17 protein-coding genes are annotated in these 20,184 nt (G+C 57.9%); 6 read left to right on the top strand and 11 right to left on the bottom strand.

The features are described 5' to 3' along the window. Position 1 precedes the first annotated feature (1 nt). From C3938_RS14520 to C3938_RS14500, 5 genes are all read right to left on the bottom strand, one after another. Complete coding sequence (locus C3938_RS14520; RefSeq protein WP_105103961.1) at positions 2 to 697, bottom strand: DUF4194 domain-containing protein; 696 nt, start codon at positions 695 to 697, stop codon at positions 2 to 4. Beyond that, complete coding sequence (locus tag C3938_RS14515; RefSeq protein ID WP_105103960.1) at positions 690 to 2,129, bottom strand: Wadjet anti-phage system protein JetA family protein; 1,440 nt, start codon at positions 2,127 to 2,129, stop codon at positions 690 to 692. Before C3938_RS14515 ends, C3938_RS14520 begins: the two co-directional genes overlap by 8 nt. Positions 2,130 to 2,160: 31 nt before the next feature. Next, positions 2,161 to 2,349 carry a DUF3012 domain-containing protein gene (locus tag C3938_RS14510; RefSeq protein ID WP_105103959.1) on the bottom strand — a complete coding sequence of 63 codons (189 nt, stop codon included), beginning with the start codon at positions 2,347 to 2,349 and terminating at the stop codon, positions 2,161 to 2,163. A 155-nt stretch (positions 2,350 to 2,504) separates the two neighbouring features. Then, positions 2,505 to 3,878: a cysteine--tRNA ligase gene (gene cysS, locus C3938_RS14505; RefSeq protein ID WP_105103958.1), complete on the bottom strand. Its 1,374-nt coding sequence runs from the start codon at positions 3,876 to 3,878 to the stop codon at positions 2,505 to 2,507. An 85-nt stretch (positions 3,879 to 3,963) separates the two neighbouring features. Next, complete coding sequence (locus C3938_RS14500; protein WP_105103957.1) at positions 3,964 to 5,637, bottom strand: glutamine--tRNA ligase/YqeY domain fusion protein; 1,674 nt, start codon at positions 5,635 to 5,637, stop codon at positions 3,964 to 3,966. A 153-nt stretch (positions 5,638 to 5,790) separates the two neighbouring features. On the opposite strand from C3938_RS14500, the gene C3938_RS14495 reads away from it, so the two are divergent. Next, entirely contained in the window at positions 5,791 to 6,300 is a 510-nt protein-coding gene (locus C3938_RS14495) for a peptidylprolyl isomerase (protein ID WP_105103956.1), read from the top strand. A gap of 29 nt (positions 6,301 to 6,329) precedes the next feature. After that, a complete protein-coding gene (locus C3938_RS14490; RefSeq protein ID WP_105103955.1) occupies positions 6,330 to 7,064 on the top strand; it encodes a UDP-2,3-diacylglucosamine diphosphatase in 735 nt (244 codons plus the stop codon). A 137-nt stretch (positions 7,065 to 7,201) separates the two neighbouring features. Here C3938_RS14490 and C3938_RS14485 read toward each other — a convergent pair whose 3' ends face one another. Together C3938_RS14485 and C3938_RS14480 are read right to left on the bottom strand one after the other, a co-directional pair. Then, a complete protein-coding gene (locus tag C3938_RS14485; RefSeq protein WP_105103954.1) occupies positions 7,202 to 8,842 on the bottom strand; it encodes a SulP family inorganic anion transporter in 1,641 nt (546 codons plus the stop codon). Positions 8,843 to 8,932: 90 nt separating this feature from the next. After that, on the bottom strand, positions 8,933 to 9,607 hold the full coding sequence (locus C3938_RS14480) for a carbonic anhydrase (RefSeq protein WP_105103953.1): 675 nt from the start codon (positions 9,605 to 9,607) through the stop codon (positions 8,933 to 8,935). Between the two features lie 123 nt (positions 9,608 to 9,730). On the opposite strand from C3938_RS14480, the gene C3938_RS14475 reads away from it, so the two are divergent. Further along, the gene (locus C3938_RS14475; protein ID WP_105103952.1) at positions 9,731 to 10,672 is read left to right on the top strand and encodes a hydrogen peroxide-inducible genes activator; all 942 of its coding nucleotides are present in this window, start codon (positions 9,731 to 9,733) and stop codon (positions 10,670 to 10,672) included. Between the two features lie 8 nt (positions 10,673 to 10,680). On the opposite strand, the gene C3938_RS14470 is transcribed toward C3938_RS14475, so the two are convergent. Further along, positions 10,681 to 11,301, bottom strand: a complete 621-nt coding sequence (locus tag C3938_RS14470) for a tRNA-(ms[2]io[6]A)-hydroxylase (protein WP_105103951.1) — start codon at positions 11,299 to 11,301, stop codon at positions 10,681 to 10,683. Positions 11,302 to 11,566: 265 nt separating this feature from the next. Between C3938_RS14470 and C3938_RS14465 the strand changes: the two genes are divergently transcribed. After that, on the top strand, positions 11,567 to 12,511 hold the full coding sequence (locus tag C3938_RS14465; RefSeq protein ID WP_199775616.1) for a hypothetical protein: 945 nt from the start codon (positions 11,567 to 11,569) through the stop codon (positions 12,509 to 12,511). Positions 12,512 to 12,658: 147 nt separating this feature from the next. Here C3938_RS14465 and C3938_RS14460 read toward each other — a convergent pair whose 3' ends face one another. Further along, positions 12,659 to 13,120: a DUF1289 domain-containing protein gene (locus C3938_RS14460; protein WP_105103950.1), complete on the bottom strand. Its 462-nt coding sequence runs from the start codon at positions 13,118 to 13,120 to the stop codon at positions 12,659 to 12,661. Positions 13,121 to 13,504: 384 nt separating this feature from the next. Here C3938_RS14460 and acnB point away from each other — a divergent pair, with 384 nt between their 5' ends. Next, positions 13,505 to 16,120 carry a bifunctional aconitate hydratase 2/2-methylisocitrate dehydratase gene (gene acnB / locus C3938_RS14455; RefSeq protein WP_105103949.1) on the top strand — a complete coding sequence of 872 codons (2,616 nt, stop codon included), beginning with the start codon at positions 13,505 to 13,507 and terminating at the stop codon, positions 16,118 to 16,120. 123 nt (positions 16,121 to 16,243) lie between these two features. Here acnB and C3938_RS14450 read toward each other — a convergent pair whose 3' ends face one another. Beyond that, positions 16,244 to 16,786 (bottom strand): hypothetical protein, encoded by a 543-nt coding sequence (locus C3938_RS14450; RefSeq protein WP_158681713.1) that lies wholly within the window; start codon positions 16,784 to 16,786, stop codon positions 16,244 to 16,246. Positions 16,787 to 16,995: 209 nt separating this feature from the next. Between C3938_RS14450 and C3938_RS14445 the strand changes: the two genes are divergently transcribed. Next, a complete protein-coding gene (locus C3938_RS14445) occupies positions 16,996 to 17,841 on the top strand; it encodes a DUF72 domain-containing protein (protein WP_105103947.1) in 846 nt (281 codons plus the stop codon). A gap of 120 nt (positions 17,842 to 17,961) precedes the next feature. Here the strand turns inward: C3938_RS14445 and katG are convergent, their stop codons facing one another. Continuing rightward, positions 17,962 to 20,088, bottom strand: a complete 2,127-nt coding sequence (gene katG / locus C3938_RS14440) for a catalase/peroxidase HPI (protein WP_418903585.1) — start codon at positions 20,086 to 20,088, stop codon at positions 17,962 to 17,964. Positions 20,089 to 20,184 lie beyond the last annotated feature (96 nt).

The following is a 20,184-nucleotide window of genomic DNA, read 5'->3' as shown; positions in this document are numbered from 1 at the left end:
TTCAGGACTCGCTGAACAAACTGTGGTCTTCGCTTTCCGGGGTGATCCGCCCGATTTCCTCGTTCACTTTTTCGGACTCATTGAGCAATTGTTCCAGTGCGGATTCAGAAACAAACTGAGCGATAGTCGGACGCACCCGCAGTAGGGTATCAACCACGGCCTCACTGTCTTCGCCGAGAAACTGAACAAGGCGCAGCTGTCGCAACTTTTTCAGCAGCAGTTTGCGCTCCACCTGTTTGTCCGGCAGCGACATTTTGAGCAGATTGCGCATGCCGAACTCCAGCGCTTCCAGAGTCAGGGCCACACATCCCTGATCATCAACTTGCCCCTCCCGTAAGGATTTGTCGTATTCCACCCGCAACACGAGAATTGCGGCGACCTCCTGCTGGGTGAGACGCGCGCGGAAGCCACCGTGGTGAGGCTCTTCCTGATCTGGCATACCAGGAACTTCCGCCCCCGGCGGATACACGCGAATAAACTGGAAGCGACTGTCGTGCTGCAGGCGTAATCCGAGCGGTGCGATCCACTCACGGATTAGCCGCTCACAACGCTGGAAGCGATCGTAAAGCACGGTTTCCACATTGCTTTCGTCCCGGCAGATTACGCCGTAATCCAGCAGGCGCACCAGCAGTTCGGAAAACTCATTGTGAGTCAGCCGGCACTGGGTCAGCGCCTCTTCCAAAGCCTGTTCAATCACGATTATTCAGCCCAGATTTCATTTCAAGCGTGTATTCATCAAATTGCGCGAAGTAGTCGTTACTCGCAACCTCCCCAGTAAACGTCACCTCCATGAAGGGACCACTGCCGTCCTGGGATACTGCGGCTGCCTCCAGAGCGTGGCTCATGGCAAGCAGGTCACGGGCGGTATTCAGCGGCAGATCACGGCTGCTGACTTTCTGCCCGCGTCCCAGCGCATTGCTCAAATAGCGACGCAGATCGCCGCCATTAAAATTGAACGCCTGATCGAGCAATTGTTGCAGGACAATTTCCCGCTGGCTGTCCTCGCTTATGGGCGCGTCCTCTTCCATCCGCGTATTCACTGGCGCACGGCGGCTGCGCTGCCAGAGTTGGATTTGTTTCGGGTCAAACAACCTGAGCTGGAAGGACGCCAGCTGATCCCCCAGCTGATTCAACAGCACATCGCGATGCGGCGACTTACCGAGATCCTGACATAGATCGGTAAATGCACCCTCGGTGTGACTCTGCAGATAACTGAGCTGACGGATGATAATTTCAGCCCGTTTGGTAAAGCCCTGCAGTGCGTGGCGCAGTGCCGGCAGCTTCACCTCACAGGCGCGACGCATACGATCTTCAATGGTATCCAGCATCAGCCAGAGGACGGATTGCCCCTCACTGTAGAGTTCCGGCAACTGTTGGCGAAGGCGGCGCTCCCATTCAGCCTTCTTACTATTGTCCTTGCGGCGAATTAGGCCGATAACGCGGCTAATGCTGTCGCGGTGCTTCTCCACGCTGTCGGCGGAAAGACGGATGGCCAGATCCGGCTGGAAGCGGCTCTCCATAAAAGAGAAGAACTCTTCTGTGGCCTGCTGCACCAGGATCTGGGCTTCTACTTCCCGCACCAGTTCCCGCTTACGCTCTTCCAATTCCGCAATCATGTCGGTGAAGTCGGCGACGATCCGCTCGGAATACTCCCATGCGTCGATCAGGTCGTAGACCTCACCGCGACTGTTGAAGGCTTCCAGCGCATTCAGTGTATTGCGGGTGTTGCGGTGCCGGGTGCGCACACGGGTACTGTTCAGCTCGACCAGAGGTTGGGTAAACAGGCGACCACGGCGGCTGAAGGGGAAGGACACGGAAAGCGTGGCCGTATCCACCAGCTTTTCCAGCCAGCCAAATTCCACCAGGCTGTTCAGCACCCAAACCGATTGCTCGCGCAGATTGCGAAAACGTCCTTCCGGCTCGCCGCTGTCCTCGCTGTCGAGTTGCGGCGCACGTGTGAGAGCCTCGGCGAAGATTTCCAGGATCTGTTCGCGATTCAGCGACTCACCGTAATCCGCCTTGGCAGTGTACAGCCGCTCATATAACAGGCGCAGGCACTCCACCACCTGCTCGCGGTATTTACCGGTCAGTGGGCGAAAAAAATGCTGGTGGGAATCTGCAAAAAACAACGCAGCGATTTCCGTTTACCTGGAGAAGTGCTTAGTTGTCTTCCGGTTTCTGGTTCAATACGCAGTATTTGGTATAGTCGCCGGCGTCTTTGAAGCTCCAGTCCCCCTTGGGGGTTTCGTCCATTTTTTTGCACCAGGCATCGGAGCCCCGCTTGGGTTCACAGGCGGTGAGGGTCAGGACGGCAATGGAAGCGATGACGAGACTCAGAATATTTTTCATGGCCGATTTCTTCTGGTTTGATTTTTGTTTTGGTTTATTGCGCAGTTGCGCACCGTCTTTCTTTGTAGAAGCCTGCTTGCAGGCGAACGGTTCGAAGCGCTTGACTATTCGCCTGCAAGCAGGCTTCTACAATGGGATTGCATTCAATCCCGGGCTTACTCCCTCCGCCATTTGGTGCCTTCACGGCTATCTTCCAGCACCACCCCTTTCGCCTTCAGTTCTTCTCGAATTTCATCGGCACGCGCGAAATTGCGCTCGACTTTGCTCTGTTGGCGCTCGGCGATCAGGGCTTCGATTTCATCTTCGCTGATCTCGTCACCACCACGGGATTGTTTAAACCAGGCTTCCGCATCCAACTGCAGAATCCCCAGCATTTCGCCGGCCGCCAGCAGCTGGCCCTTGAGCGTGGGCTTGTCGGCATCGGCTGCCTTGTTCAATTCGCGCGCCAGCTGGTGCAGCTCGCTGATCGCGATGGGGGTATTCAGGTCGTCGTGAAGGGCTTCGATAAATGCGGAGCCTTCCAGATTCGTATCAGCCGCTTCGACGGATTGGGTTTCACGCAGCGCACCGTACAGACCGTCGAGGGTACGCCAGGCCTGATCCAACAGATCCGCGCTGAAGTTCAGCTCGGAGCGGTAGTGGGCAGACAACAATGCGAAGCGCAGTACTTCACCGGGGTACTGTTGCAGCAGATCGTTGACCATGCGGAAGTTGCCCAGGGATTTGGACATTTTCTCGCCGTCAATGTTGACGTAGCCGTTGTGCATCCAGTAACGCACAAAGTCTTTACCGTTGGCACAGCAGCTCTGGGCGCGCTCGTTCTCATGGTGCGGGAAGGTGAGATCACGACCACCGCCGTGGATATCAATGGTATCCCCGAGGTGCTTCTTGATCATCGCCGAACATTCAAGGTGCCAACCCGGACGGCCGTAACCCCAGGGGCTGTTCCAACCTGGTTCATCTTCGGAAGACGGCTTCCACAGCACGAAATCTCCGGCGTATTTTTTATACGGCGCAACTTCCACACGGGCACCGGCGAGCATATCGTCCAGGGAGCGCTTGGAGAGTTTGCCGTAATCCTCCATGGACTGCACGGCGAAGAGCACATGGCCTTCCGCTGCATAGGCATGGCCCTTCTCCACCAGACGCTCGATCATCGCGATCATTTCCGGCAGATGCTCGGTGGCGTATGGAGTGACGTCCGGCTGCAGGTTGTTCAGCGCCTGCATATCCTCGACATAGGCCTGGGCATAGCGCGCGCTGAGCGCCGCAATTTCCTCGCCGTTTTCCCGCGCTGCCTTCATGATTTTGTCGTCGATATCGGTGATATTGCGCGCGTAGATCACATCGCTGTAAAGCGTTTTCAGAACCCGATACAGAGTATCGAAGACCACCACCGGACGCGCGTTGCCGATATGCACACGGTTGTATACGGTCGGGCCGCACACGTACATACGCACACGGTTTTCCTGCAGGGGTTTGAAGAGTTCTTTTTCACCGGAGAAGGTGTTGTGGAGCTTGAGAGACATCGCTTCCCGCTAGTATTTTCTGTGTATTCATACGGAGTGAACGATGCAGCTCGCCCACTCCGCGCGATCCGTGCCATTGCCGGTATCAGTTGTCCTGCTCTTTTGCCCAGGAATCACGCAACCCGATGGTGCGGTTGAACACGGGCTTTTCAGCACTGCCATATTTACTGTCGCGGCAGAAATACCCGTTGCGTTCGAACTGATAGCCCTGACCAACCTGGGCCTCAGCAAGGCTGAGTTCGGCCTTACAGCCGCTCAGGATTTTCAGGTTGTCCGGGTTAACCGAATCCAGGAAGTTCTTATCGCCGACGTCCGGGGATTCATCATTGAACAGGCGGTCGTACAGACGCACCTCACAATCCACATGGCTGTCCGCAGACACCCAGTGAATCACGCCCTTGGGTTTGACGCCATCCGCGGGATCTTTGCCCAGGGTATCCAGATCCACAGAACACAGCAGCTCGACGATGTCACCGGCCTCGTTCTTGATAACTTCGTCTGCCTGGATCACATAGGCGTTGCGCAGGCGCACTTTTTTACCCAGCACCAGACGCTTGTATTTCTTGTTGGCTTCCTCGCGGAAATCTTCCTGCTCGATATACACGGTTTTGCCAAACGGCAGCTCCCGGGAAGGCAGATCGTCGCGCACCGGGTGACCGGGGGCCTTCAGCATTTCCTGCTGGCCTTCCGGGTAGTTGGTGAGGGTGACTTTGAGGGGTTCCATCACACACATGGCGCGCGGGGCGTTCTTGTCCAGATCGTCGCGGATCGCATATTCGAGCATGCCCATATCGACAGTGGAATCCGCGCGGGTGACCCCGATCATTTCGCAGAACTGACGGATGGAAGCCGGGGTGACGCCGCGGCGGCGCAGGCCGGAAATGGTCGGCATGCGCGGATCGTCCCAGCCGTCAACGAAACCTTCATCCACCAGCTGCTTGAGTTTGCGCTTGGAGACGACGGTGTAGTTCAGATGCAGGCGGGCAAATTCGTACTGGCGCGGGCGCGCAGGCACCGGCAGATTTTCGATAAACCAGTCGTACAACGGCTTGTGGTCTTCGAACTCCAGTGTACAGATGGAGTGGCTGATCCCCTCAATGGCGTCGGACTGACCGTGGGCAAAGTCATAACTCGGGTAAACACACCATTTGTCACCAGTCTGATGGTGGGCCATTTTCTTGATGCGGTAGATAACCGGATCGCGCAGATTGATGTTCGGTGCGGCCATATCGATTTTGGCGCGCAGACTGCAGCTGCCCTCATCGAACTCACCCGCGGTCATACGCGCGAACAGGTCCAGATTTTCCTCAACCGAGCGCTCGCGGTACGGACTGTTTTTCCCCGGCGCCTTCAGGCTGCCGCGGTATTCACGGGCCTGCTCCGGCGTCAGGTCGCAGACGTAGGCCTTGCCCTCCTTGATCAGGTGGATGGCCCACTGGTGCAGCTGATCGAAATAATCCGAGGTGTACTTTGCCTTTCCGGCCCACTGGAAGCCAAGCCACTCCACATCGCGCTTGATGGATTCGACGTATTCCTCGTCTTCCTTGGCCGGATTGGTGTCGTCAAAGCGCAGGTTGCACTCGCCGCCGAACTCTTTCGCCAGACCAAAATTCAGGCAAATGGATTTGGCGTGACCGATATGCAGGTAGCCATTGGGCTCAGGCGGGAAACGGGTGGTCAACTGGCTGACCCGGCCCTCGGCCAGATCTTCGCGGATGATGTTCTGTAAGAAGTGAGCGGGCTTGCTCTCGGATGTCATAGCTTTCTCTATATACAGCTGTACGAACTAAGCGCGGGATTATAACGCAGTTAAACGTTACCGCATGGGGTTTTGATTGGCGATGTCGGGGCTGGGATCGGCGCGGCGATAAGAGTATCATGCCGCCCGAAACCGACCCGGACAGGACAATTTATGATCACTCTGCACACTACGCACGGCGATATCGCCATCGAACTGGACTTTGACAAGGCCCCGAAGACCGCCGCGAATTTCCTGCAGTATTGCCGCGACGACTTTTACACCGGCACCATCTTTCACCGGGTAATCAACAACTTCATGATCCAGGGCGGCGGCATGACCCCGAACATGGACCAGAAGCCCACCCGCGAGTCCATCGAGAACGAAGCGGACAACGGCCTCAAGAACGACACCGGCACTCTGGCCATGGCGCGCACCATGGACCCGCACTCCGCCACCGCCCAGTTCTTCATCAACGTGAAGGACAATGACTTCCTGAACTTCCGCTCCAAAGACACCCAGGGCTGGGGCTACTGCGTATTCGGCAAGGTGGTCGACGGCATGGATGTGGTGAACAAAATCAAGGAAGTGCCCACCGGCAGCAACGGCTTCCACCAGGACGTGCCCACCGAGAGCATTGAGATTACCGGCGTAACCGTCTCTGACGCTTACGCTGACAAGTAATCCCCAGCACCAAAGGGCGGAGTTCTCCAGTGGCCAGCTACCTTATTTCCGACCTGCACCTGGATGAATCCCGCCCGGACATCACCCGGGCCTTTTATGACTTCCTCGAAGGCCCGGCCGCCGGTGCCGACGCTCTGTACATACTTGGTGATTTTTTCGAAGTATGGATCGGAGACGATGATGATGCCCCCCTCCCACGCGAGGTGGCGCGCCATCTGAAAGCCTATCGGGAGCGCGGCACCCCGGTGTTTCTCATGCACGGTAATCGAGACTTTCTGCTGGGTGAGGACTATGCCGCGCGCTGCGGTGCGAAACTGCTGGCAGACCCCACCGAGATCGAACTTGCCGGTCAGAAGGTACTGCTGATGCACGGCGACAGCCTCTGCACCCTCGATCAGGAGTACATGGCATTCCGCCAGCAGGCGCGTAACCCTCAGTGGCAACAGGCGCTGCTCGCCAAATCCCTGGAAGAACGGCGCCAGATCGCCGCGCAGATCCGCGCCGTCTCCAAGTCCATGAACAGCCGCAAGGCGGAAGACATAATGGATGTCACGCCTGACGAAGTGATTCGCGTCATGGCCGAACACGACGTCCACACCCTGATCCACGGCCACACCCACCGCCCCGCACGCCACGCACTCACGGTAGATGGCAAACCCGCGGAACGCCTCGTACTGGGTGATTGGGGAACGCAGGGCTGGTGTATCAGAGCGGATGAAAACGGGTTGGAACTGATGCACTGGCCCCTCACACAAGAGTCGTGATCCGGCGCCGCCACCTCGGCGAGCACGAAAAAGTCTCAACGTAAACGACAAAGCGCCTGCCGCCCGCCGGTTTTCACCGGGGTCGGCAGGCGCTTTCACATCTCCGGGCCCCTCCCTGGCGGAGTGCCCGAAGGCAGTCAATGGGCGGCCGGCAGCACCTTCTGTCTATCGTCCCCCATATCCACCAGCTGCAACGCTTTTTCCGCAGCCTGCAGCGCCTCATTCAGAGTGTCGAAGGTTCCCTGTGCGGGGATGCGACCGTTAAGCCCCGTCAACACCTTGTGTACCTCTTCGTTCATACCCGCAAGGAACAACTGCTTGCCACTATCCTTCGCGTCGGAGGCGATGGTTTCCACCGCCAGCGCTGCAGACAGATCCAGGAAGGGCACCGAAGAAAAGTCCAGAATCAGCACGCGGGACTGATCACTGCTCTGCTCGCGCACGTGGTGGCCAAGATCCGCCGCTGCGCCAAAGCTCAGCGGGCCGCTGAACTCGAACAGGGCGATACGGTCGCGGTTGCGCTGGAGAATCGCCTTCTCGTCTTCGCTGTCGAGATGCTCCGGCAGATTGCGCAGATGCTCGATCTGCAGACGCGCCACCTGTTTGACGTAGGCCAGCGCCGCCAGCACCACACCTACGCCGACGGCGGTAATCAGGTCGACGAATACTGTCATCCCCAGCACCAGCACCATCAGCAGAAGATCCCAGCGGGGTCCCTGGTGGGCACGTTTCAGGTATTTCCAGTCGATGATATCGAGACCGACCTTAACGAGAATACCGGCCAGCACAGCCTGCGGAATATTCTCCGCCAGCGGGCCGAGCCCCAGCGCCACCGCCAATAGCACCAGGGCGTGCACCATACCTGATATACGAGTCTGGCCACCGGAGCGAATATTGACCACCGTACGCATGGTCGCACCGGCACCGGCAATACCGCCGATAAACCCCGCCGCCGCGTTACCGATACCCTGCCCGATCAATTCTTTGTTGCTGTGGTGCCGGGTACGGGTCATGTTGTCCGCGACCAGCGAGGTCAACAGGCTGTCGAGAGAGCCCAACACTGCCAGGATAATCGCCGCCTCAACCACCAGCATCATCTGGTCACCACCAAACACCGGCATATGCAGTTCGGGCAACCCAGTGGGGATACTGCCGAGTACAGGCACATCCAGAGCAAAGAACGCAACCAGCGTACCGGCAATCAGTGCCGCCAGCGGTGCGGGAACATAGCGCCCCCACTTTGCCGGCCACAGATAAACCATGGCCAGCGTGGCGAGACCGAGCAGCAGGTTGGCAGGATGTATATCCGACAGCGCTTCCGGCACATTACCCAGCGCCCCGAGAGTACCGCTGGGCGAGGCATGTCCAAGCAGCGGGTTTAGCTGCAGGATAATGATGATGACACCAATACCGGTCATGAAACCGGAAATCACCGGGTACGGCACCAAGCGGATGTAGTGCCCAACGCCCAGCACGCCGAACGCCACCTGCAGCGCACCGGCGAGAATCACCGCGGTAAAAATCAGCGACGCATCGCCAGATAGACTGGCAAACAGCCCCGCCAGCACGACCACCATCGGACCGGTAGGACCGGAGATTTGCGGCCCGGTGCCGCCGAACAGCGCGGCAAAAAAACCAACGGCAATAGCACCGTACATACCCGCCATCGGGCCAAGGCCCGAGGCCACACCCAGCGCCAGCGCCAGGGGCAGCGCAACCACACCGGCGGTGATACCCCCAGTGATATCACCGCGCACATTGGACAAATCAAACTTCATGACAGCTCAACCTCATTGAAACTACTCGGCTTCCTTGCCAGGACGCCACCATCTCAGACCGTGCAACACGGACGGTGAAACCGCGGTGTGTTACTCGCCGCAGGCACTGCCGATTGCCGATTCCGGCAAATCGCCAAACAGGGCGCGATAGCGCTCATCCATCGGCTTGAATTCCCGGGCTTCCTCGTCGAGGCACAGCACCTCACCACTGCCGATGTTGTATACCCAGCCGTGCAGGGTAATTCCGCCATTGGCAATACCACTGGCAACAGACGGATGGGTGCGCAGGTGCTGCAGCTGCTGAATGACGTTTTCGCAGATCACTTCGTCCAGATGATCTGTGCACAGATCGCCGTGGCGCCCGCGCACCACTTCCGTAGCGGACCGGCAGTGACCCAGCCACTCCTTCACATGGGGCAGGCCTTCGAGCTTCTCCGGGGCGATGGCACCTTTCATGGCACCGCAATCGGTGTGGCCGCACACCACGATGTGGGAGACACCCAATGCCGCCACCGCGAACTCGATAGAGGCCGTCATGCCGCCGGTCTGGCTGCTATGGGGGGGGACGACATTGCCGGCGTTGCGACAGATAAACAGCTCGCCGGGTTCGGTCTGCGTCACCAGATTCGGGTCAATGCGGGAGTCCGCACAGGTGATGAACAGCACCTCGGGATTCTGGCCGTCCGCCAACTTGGAAAAACGTTCCTGTTTTGACGGAAAAACTTCTCTCTGAAACTTCGCCACGCCAGAAATTACATGCTCCATGAGAACTCCTTACTGAAATACAAAACTGGGCAATCAGGTTCGAATCCATTATTTTGTGATAGTTCAATAAGTTAAAATACTATTTGCTGATAACTTATAGTTATCAGTGCCACTGGAGCCACCATGCCCGCAAGTGCGAATCCCCCGAGTTTCAAGCAACTGGAATATTTTGTGACCATTGCATCGCACTCCAATTTCCGCCGCGCCGCCGAAGAGCTGCGGGTCAGCCAGCCGGCCCTCACCACCCAGATTCGCGCACTGGAAACTGCGCTCGGCATCCCACTGTTTGAACGTTCACGCTCGGGAACCCTGCTGACCCCGGAGGGGCGCGAGCTGCTGGAGCAGGCACGCCAGCTGATACTCGGCATGCGGGAATTTACCGAACACGCCGAACTGATTTCCCAGGGACACCAGAGCACCTACAAACTGGGTGTACCTCCTACGCTCGGGCCCTATCTGCTTCCCAACGTGCTTCCCACACTGCACGCGCGCCACCACCGACTGAAGCTCTATGTGCGTGAAGCTCCCCCGCGGCTTCTGCTGCAATCACTCGCAGAGGGCGCCTATGACATCGCCATCGTGCCACTGCCGGTGACCCGCGATGACATCGCGGTAGAGCCGCTGTTCACCGAGCCCCTCAAATTCGTCGTTCCCGCGGACCACCGCCTGGCAGGTAAATCCCAGGTGACACCATCGCAACTGCGCGGCGAAAAAGTGCTGACCCTCGAGGATCAGCATCACTTTCACCACCAGGTGCAAGAAATCTGCCAGCGCCTGGGCGCGCAGCTGCAGCGTGACTACGAAGGCACGAGCCTCGACACATTGCGGCAGATGGTTGTGATGGGGTTGGGGGTCGCATTTCTGCCCGGGCTCTACGTCCATTCAGAAATGCATAACCCGGAAGCACTGCATGTCAGCGAATTGAAATCGAAACCGATTCGCCGGCAACACGGGCTGGTGTGGCGGGCAAGTGCGCCCGCGCGGCGGTTCTACCGCGGACTGGCCGCAGACTTAAGAGAGATCATCCACGAAAGACTCGGGGATGTAGTTACGGTGGACAGGTAACCGGCCGGTCAGGCAAGCGCGGGCACGCCACTGTGGAAACGGAAATCCCCATCAACGCTTTCTATCAGGGACTTCTCCACTTCGAGCAACTGCCGGATTCTCGGCGCAATATCCTCATCGGCCACCCTCTGCGCGAGGGTCAGGTAATCGCGAAAGTGACGCGCCTCCGACTTGAGCAGTGACAGATAGAACCTCTGCAGCTCATCGTCCAGATGGGGTGCCACTTTGGCAAAACGCTCGCAGGAGCGCGCCTCGATGATGGCACCACAGATCAGCGTATCCACCAACCTGCCCGGCTCCGCACCGCGCACCTGCTCGCGCAACCCCGCCGCATAGCGGGATGCACTGACGTGGGGATACTCAATCCCGCGCTTTTTCATGATCGCAATGACCTGCTCAAAGTGCCGCAGCTCCTCACGCGCCAGCCGCGACATTTTGTTCAGCAGATCAAAATTGTCGAGATAGCGAAACATCAGATTCAGCGCGGTCCCCGCCGCTTTCTTCTCACAGTTGGCGTGATCCACCAGCATCATCTCGGGCTCCGCAAGCGCCGCCTGCACCCAGGTATCCGGCGTCTGGCACAGCAGAAATTCGTGAATGGCGGAAAGGTCGGGAACAGGGTGACTCATATTGGTGGACCGGGGACTCTACTGCGGGCACCGGCAGAGGGCCAACCTGGCCTGCCGGACGATGTTTAGGCTGCGGATTATAACGCCGCCCCAGGGTTTGTGCTGATCAACCTCAACCTTCAGGTTCGCACAGGAGGGAATTGGGGTGTAGATTGTGTTCAATCAATTTGGTAACGGCTTATTAAGTGGATTAATATTTCCAAGACTCACATGCCTTAAAAGCCGGGCCTCCCCGGCAAGCTTATCAATATCGAGCACTAACCCGATGCCCCAGCCCCCGCTGAAACCACTGATTGCAAAACTGCAGCCAACTCTGGATGCACTCCACCGGGACGCCGCCACACTGGCGGATCAAATGCGGAGTCTGGACAACCAAACTCGCCCGTGGCAACACTTTCTGCTGAAACCCGACTTTGCGGCTGACGCAGCAAATCAGCTGCTCGCGCACTCGGAACAGCCATTTGACAATCCCTTCTCTCTAGCCGGCACACTTTTCGCCCAGTTGAGTTACAGCGACGAAATGGCCTCGGGAGATGCACGCAATACGTTACAGATTCCAGGGCTGCTCGCAGTTCCCACCGGCGTCATCGAGCTCGCACAAGCCCTGAACGTTAAAAAAGCGGAATTCCAGCAGTTGACGTCCGCGATCAAAGACGCGCTGGCACCCCGCCCTGCACTTGAGAGAGATAGAATTCTTCGCGATCTGCTGGCCGATGCCGGCTATCCGCGCGCACATCTGCGCCACTGTTATCGCCAGATACTGCTTTGCCCCGAAAAGCCCGATGCCATCGCACTCAGTTGGATCAAGGCACGTAAATCCATCAAGAAAGTCAGCGTCGACTGGTGCGAAAGAAAGCTGATACAACTGGACCCACAAGGCCAGGATGCGGGCATTCAATACCAGCGCCAATTGCTGGCTGGACTACACAACACTCGTCACGACTGCCTGCGCCAAGTGCAGATCCAGAGTCGCCCCAACCTGCAGGTTGCGGAGATTTTTCGCATGGAAAAGGAAGAGATTTACCGACAGGTGGGCTACTCGGCCATGCCGGTATTGGTACAGGGAGGCGAGACCCGGGAATTGCCAGACTTTACCCGGGTAGATCACCATCCACCGGTTTCACGCCGGCGCACACGGAAAGACCTGAAAATCGAACCCACACCGTTTCTCGCCGCTCTCAGGGTGCACCTGATCGCCAAAACGTATTAGTAGCCAGAACCCCTCACCCGGGACCGTACGAGACATGGATGCCGGTGACGAGCGCACAGGAGTGTATTCACAGCGCGTCTCGGCAGAGGGGTATTCATTCCCTCCTCCCCGTGAGTAAAAACAAATCCTAATACGGAAGCACGCGCCTCAGGCGCTACAGAGCCCAGGCGCCACAAAACGCTGGAAATAGGCTACAGATAACGCATAAAAATCTTCATCAATGCGCTTGCGCAATTCCACCAACGAAACTCCGCGGGCCGCCGGTGTCGGTCGCAATCCATACTCAGCGGGGTCTTGAATCTGACTGGCGCCCGCGCGCAGTAATTCAAAAACCCAGCAATACGGACTCTGGTCCTCATTGAAACGAATTTGTTGGTGACGCATCTGTGTCAGCAACAGATTCTGGTCCACAATTTCCAGCTGACTGCGCACGGCATTTGCAAGATATCCGTCACGGCGTTCCGCTATGATTTGGCGCTGCTCTTCGGAATACGCGTTCCAATTGATCACCTCATGGGCAAAGCGCTTACAGCCGCGACACACGTTGTCTCCGATTCCTGTGGAACAGACACCGATGCAGGGTGTACGCACTTTTTTGTAAATCGCCATGGAGCGTGGATACCTCGTGGTCCTGCAGGAACGGATTAGCCGTGTGAAAGCGAGCGGCAGAGAATAGCATTTTTGCTGAGCGGTTTGGTCCATTCACCACATGGATATATCAATGGCCCTCACACGGCCGAGCCCCGCAAAAATGCGATTAATTCTCACTTCCGGAATGGCAATTAAACGACCTTTATTCACGAAGTGAATGGTCGAAATTTGCGTAAGTTATTGATTTTTCAACGAACTTAACAGGGTCTAGCCTTTAATGTAGAATTCGCCACCCGCCTCCAGCGGCCATTGTTGATTATCGGAGTTCGGCTGGCGCAGAAGTCACATCCGGATTCCTGGAAAGCTGTTGGTTCTACCCCACATACAGAGAGGGAATTATCCGTGCTTGAAGCCTATCGCAAACACGTCGCCGAGCGCGCCGAACAAGGTATCCCGCCCAAGCCCCTGAGCGCCGAACAGGTGGCCGGTCTGGTTGAATTGCTGAAAAACCCACCCGCCGGTGAAGAGCAGGAGCTGCTGGACCTGATCACCAACCGCGTTCCCCCAGGCGTAGACGAAGCGGCCTACGTAAAAGCCGGCTTCCTCACCGCCATCGTCAAGGGTGAGGCGACCTCTCCGCTGATCGACGGCGAACACGCCACCAAACTGCTGGGCATGATGCTCGGCGGATACAACATCTCCACCCTGGTAGAGCTGCTGGACGACAACAACCTGGCCGCACTGGCCGGTGAACAGCTGAAAGACACCCTGCTGATGTTCGACGCCTTCCACGACGTGGAAGAAAAAGCCAAAGCCGGCAACGAAGTCGCCAAAGCGGTGATCCAGTCCTGGGCTGACGGCGAGTGGTTCACCAAGCGCGCCAAGGTGCCGGAAAGCATCAAGGTTGCCGTATTCAAGGTCACCGGCGAAACCAACACCGACGATCTGTCTCCGGCGCCCGATGCCTGGTCCCGTCCGGACATCCCCCTGCATGCGCGTGCCATGTACAAAATGACCCGCGACGGCCTGACTCCGGAAGAACACGGCGTCACCGGCCCGCTGAAACAAATTGAAGAAGTACAGGCCAAAGGGCTCCCGGTCGCCTTCGTGGGCGACGTGGTGGGTACCGGTTCTTCCCGTAAGTCCGCCACCAACTCCGTACTCTGGTTCTTCGGCGACGACCTGCCGGGCGTACCGAACAAGAAAGGCGGCGGCATCTGCATCGGCGGCAAAGTTGCGCCGATCTTCTACAACACCATGGAAGATGCCGGCGCACTGGTGTTCGAAGCACCGGTTGACGAGCTGAACATGGGCGACGTGATCGAAATCCGCCCCTACGACGGCAAGATTCTGTCTGAAGACGGCAAAGTCCTGTCCGAGTTCGCACTGAAATCCGACGTGCTGCTGGACGAAGTTCAGGCCGGCGGTCGTATCAACCTGATCATCGGCCGCGGCCTGACCACCAAGGCCCGTGAATCTCTCGGCCTCGGCGCGTCTGACCTGTTCCGCAAGCCCGAGCAGCCCGCCGACACCGGCAAGGGCTACACCCTGGCCCAGAAAATGGTGGGCAAGGCCTGTGGCGTGGAGGGTATCCGTCCCGGCACATACTGCGAGCCGAAAATGACCACCGTTGGCTCCCAGGACACCACCGGCCCGATGACCCGCGACGAGCTGAAAGATCTGGCGTGCCTGGGCTTCTCCGCGGACCTCACCATGCAGTCCTTCTGCCACACCGCGGCCTACCCGAAGCCCGTGGATATCGACACCCAGCACACCCTGCCGGACTTCATCATGAACCGCGGCGGCGTTTCCCTGCGCCCGGGTGACGGCATCATCCACAGCTGGCTGAACCGCATGCTGCTGCCGGACACCGTAGGTACCGGTGGTGACTCCCACACCCGCTTCCCGATGGGCATCTCCTTCCCCGCCGGTTCCGGTCTGGTCGCGTTTGCCGCAGCCACCGGCGTTATGCCGCTGGATATGCCGGAATCCGTACTGGTGCGCTTCAAGGGCGAACTGCAACCGGGTATCACCCTGCGCGATCTCGTGCATGCCATCCCCTACTACGCGATTCAGGAAGGCCTGCTGACCGTCGAGAAAAAAGGCAAGAAGAACATCTTCTCCGGCCGCATCCTCGAGATCGAAGGTCTGGATCACCTGACCGTGGAGCAGGCATTCGAACTGTCCGACGCCTCCGCCGAGCGTTCCGCAGCCGGCTGTACCATCAAGCTGCCGGAAGAAGCCATCGCCGAGTATCTGCGTTCCAATATCACCCTGCTGCGCTGGATGATTGCGGAAGGTTACGGCTCCAAGCGCACTCTGGAGCGCCGCGCGCGCGCCATGGAAGAGTGGCTGGCCAACCCGCAGCTGATGAGCGCTGACGCCGACGCGGAATACGCCGCTGTAATCGAAATCGACCTGGCCGACGTGAAAGAGCCGATCGTGTGCGCCCCGAACGACCCGGACGACGCCCGCCTGCTCTCCTCCGTTGCTGGCGACAAAGTGGACGAAGTGTTCATCGGGTCCTGCATGACCAACATCGGCCACTTCCGTGCTGCCGGTAAACTGCTGCAGCAGCACAAAGGTGGCATCTCCACCCGCATGTGGATCGCTCCGCCCACCAAAATGGACGAGCACCAGCTGATGGAAGAAGGCTACTACAACATCTACGGCGCAGCCGGTGCCCGCACCGAAATGCCCGGATGTTCCCTGTGCATGGGCAACCAGGCGCGCGTGGCCGCGAACAGCACCGTGCTGTCCACCTCCACCCGCAACTTCCCCAACCGCCTGGGCGATGGTGCCAACGTGTACCTGACTTCTGCCGAGCTGGCATCTGTGGGCGCAATCCTGGGCAAACTGCCGACTCCTGAGGAGTACCAGCAGTACGCGCAGAACCTGAACTCCATGTCTGCGGAAATCTACCGCTACATGAACTTCGACCAGATTGAGGAGTTCCAGAAGTCTGCCGAAGAAGGCAAGCGCATCGCCGCTACCGAGATTCAGGATGTTGCTGTTTAAGTAACTGATTGGAACTCGATAAAAAAAGCCCCGCTCTCACGAGCGGGGCTTTTTATTTTGTGGCAATGGGACCTTGAAAATACCGATCAGTTGTCGCCACCAGATTGCGTCGGGCTACTCACTTCAACGCTTTGAAAGGGTTGAACCCCGAGCATCCAGCGAAGCGAGAATACGCTTCATTTCATCCGCTTCTTCCTGGGCCCGCTTTGCTTTCGCCGCTGCCATGGCTGCTTTTTCCGCTTCAATCCCGGCTTTGATGGCGCGTTCACGAGCGGCACTGCCGGTGCGTCCTGTCGCCAGCTTTTCCTTGACCGGCTTGGTGGTGCGCTTTCTGCTTGACGCAGGCGCGGTGCTCGCAACCAAAACCGCGGCACCTACGCCCGGACGCGGTTTCGGTTTGGGCTTCGACAACGCCGCTTTGGTCGCGCCCGGTAATACGGTTGTGATACCCACCAGGCTTTTTCCGTTGTAGGTATCCAGCGCCTCCTCAACCAGCTGTTGCAATTCCACACGATCCTCGGCCACCGCAAACAGCTCGACGGAGTATGATTGCCGACCAAAGACTTTCAGCTCCCTGTAAAATGGATGATCGATGCCGAGGGGAAGCGCGTCCTGCAATTGTTTGAAGCGGGCTTCGGGGGTCACGCCTTCGCGGGCGGTGCCCACCCACACATCGTCAGTCTCTTCATTTGTAAGGGTAAATACGATCATGGAACCTCAGTCAACATCATTGAGATGAAAAGTGATTTGCCAGTTCACGATTATCTGAATGGCCAAAAGGCCGCGCATTCTAATGATTTAAATCAAAAAGTGCAGACTTGACTTGAGGTGCTTTTACCATGAACTTGCCCGATAACATTTTCCACTGAAAAACGATGAATCTTCCCTATTTCCTCGGCTGTCCCCAATGGCAACACCCGGCGTGGCAGACTCGCCTTCCAACCGGCGCCGCACCGTTGGAACGCTACAGTCAGGTACTCAATTGTGTCGAGGGAAATACCACGTTTTACGCAACCCCGACACAGGCACAATGTGCCCAGTGGCGGCGCCAGGTCGGGGACGACTTTCGCTTTCTGCTGAAATTTCCTCGGAGTATCAGTCACGACCACCTGTTGGCGGCGCCGCAGAAGGAAGTGCGTGGGTTTCTCGATATCACAGCACCGCTGCACGATGTGCTCGGCCCGTTTCTTTTGCAGCTGCCCGCGGCCTTCGGGCCTCAGCAACTGAACAATCTCTGGTGTTTTCTGGACAACCTCCCGGCACCAATATCCTGCGCGGTGGAAGTCCGCCACACCGCGTTTTTCCAGAAGGGTGACGTGGAGCGGGCGCTCAATCGGGGACTGCGGGAGCGCAATACGTCGCGTGTGTGCCTCGACAGCCGCGGCCTGTTCGCCGCACGCGCGGACAGCGAGGCCATCCGCGACGCCCAGCGCAAGAAACCCAATCTACCGATACACCTGCTTCCGGTCGATGCGTCTCCGGTGATCCGCTACGTCGGTCACCCAGACCTGGAAAGCAACCGGATGTACCTGGCACCGTGGGTTGAGCGCGTTGCGTGCTGGATTGAAGAGGGAAGACGCCCTTACGTATTCATGCATATGCCAGACAAAGGCGATGCTCTGAGCCTGGTTTCCCTGTGGAGTGAATTGCTGAATACACGCTTGCCGAGTATTCCGGTGATACAACTCAAAGAAAAACAGCCCCAGATGGGGCTGTTTTGACGAGCGAGTTTCCGGGAGCGGCAACCTGCGCAGGCGGTGAGATCGAAACACAGAACACACGGACTGAGGCGCGGATCACCGCCATCCATTCCCGTCACCTATTCCCGTCACCTATTCCCATCACCGATCAAGATTCATCACCTTGTTCCACGCCTCGGCGAAGTCATCGACGAATTTCTGTTTGGCATCATCCGCGGAATAGAACTCGGCAATCGCACGCAGTTCGGAATTAGAACCGAAAATCAGGTCCACCGGCGTTGCCGTCCATTTTACCTTTCCAGAGGTGCGGTCTTTGCCCTGGTATAGACCCTCTCCGGATTTGCTCCACTCGGTGGACATGTCTACCAGATTGACGAAGAAATCGTTGCTGAGTGTGCCCGGCTTACTGGTGAAAACACCATTGGCGGACTTGTCACTGTTCGCGTTCATCGTGCGCATACCGCCGATCAATACCGCCATTTCCGGCACGCTCAGGTTCAGCATGCTGGCTTTGTCGACCATGGCTTCCGCCGGTGACAGCACATTGCCTTTTCCGTAGTAGTTGCGGAAGGCGTCGGCCCTGGGTTCCAGCCAGCTGAAGGATTCCACATCGGTCTGCTCTGCGGTGGCATCATTGCGACCTGGCTTGAAGGGCACTTTTACGCTGTAGCCCGCTTTTTTGGCCGCCTCTTCCACCCCGGCATTGCCCCCAAGCACCACGATATCGGCGAAGGATATTTTCTTTCCTCCCCCCACGGAGCTATTGAAATCCTTTTGAATGGATTCCAGTTTGGCCAATACCTTGGAAAGTTCCGCCGGCGAATTTACCGGCCAGTCTTTCTGGGGCGCAAGCCGAATGCGGCCGCCATTGGCGCCGCCCCGGCCATCGGAATCGCGGTAAGACGACGCCGCGGCCCAGGCCGTACGTACCAGTTCCGGGACGGTGAGACCGGAAGCGAGAATTTTCTGCTTCAGGTTTGCCGCGTCGCTCTCACTGATCAGGGTGTAATCCACCGCAGGAATCGGATCCTGCCAGATCAGGTCTTCATCCGGTATTTCAGGTCCCAGGTAGCGGGATTTCGGCCCCATATCCCGGTGAATCAGCTTGAACCAGGCCCTGGCAAATGCGTCCTCAAGCTCCTTCGGATTTTCAAGAAAGCGCTGGGAAATTTTCTTGTACTCCGGATCCATTTTCAGTGACAGATCCGTGGTGAACATGATGGGAGCATGGCGTTTGGACGCATCATGGGCATCCGGCACCAGATTTGCCCCCTGATTGTTTTCCGGTATCCACTGAGTAGCGCCCGCCGGACTTTTGGTCTTCACCCAGTTGAACTTGAACAGGTTCTCAAGGTACTGGTGACTCCACTGAATCGGGCTGACGGACCAGGCACCCTCAAGGCCGCTGGTAAAAGTGTCGGCGCCGTTGCCTGAACCGCATTTGTTCTTCCAGCCGAAGCCCTGTTCCTCCAACCCGGCAGCCGCGGGCTCCTTACCCACACAGTCGTGCTTCACCGCGCCATGTGCCTTGCCAAAGGTATGCCCCCCGACAATCAGTGCGACGGTTTCTTCGTCATTCATTGCCATACGCCCGAAGGTGTCGCGAATGTCCTTGGCGGCAGCTATGGGATCCGGATTGCCGTTGGGTCCCTCCGGGTTGACGTAGATCAGTCCCATCTGCACTGCGGCCAGAGGCTTCTCAAGCTCGCGGTCGCCCTTGTAGCGTTTGTCCTCGAGCCATTTGGTTTCCGGGCCCCAATACACCAGGTCCGCTTCCCAGTCATCCCGGCGACCGCCAGCGAAACCAAACGTCTTGAACCCCATGGACTCCATGGCCACATTGCCGGTCAATGCCATCAGGTCCGCCCAGGAAATTTTGTTGCCGTACTTCTGCTTGATGGGCAACAGAAGGCGCCGCGCCTTGTCGAGGCTGACGTTGTCCGGCCAGCTGTTGAGCGGTTCAAAACGCTGCTGACCTCCACCGGCACCGCCGCGGCCATCCACGACCCGGTAGGTGCCCGACGCGTGCCATGCCATACGAATCATCAGCGGGCCGTAGTGGCCGTAGTCCGCGGGCCACCAGTCCTGGGAAGTGGTGAGAACCTTTTCAATATCCTTTTTCAATGCGTCGTAATCGAGGCTGTTGAATGCCGCGGCGTAATCGAAGTCCTCGCCCTGTGGATTGGATGACGCGCCGTTGCTGCGCAATACGGAAAGATCCAGTTTGTCCGGCCACCAGAAACTGTTGGGCTTCGGTTCACCCGGCATTGGCTTTTGTTGCGCCTGGGTCATTGTGCTGGCGGAGAGCGTCGCCAACGTCATCGCGACGGCGGTGCATAGTGGAATCATTTTTTTGATCATGGC

It is taken from the genome of Microbulbifer pacificus (assembly GCF_002959965.1).
Classification (GTDB): Bacteria; Pseudomonadota; Gammaproteobacteria; order Pseudomonadales; family Cellvibrionaceae; genus Microbulbifer; species Microbulbifer pacificus_A.
The sequence above is the reverse complement of the archived record's forward strand: the minus strand, read 5'-3'. Positions and strand labels throughout refer to the sequence as shown.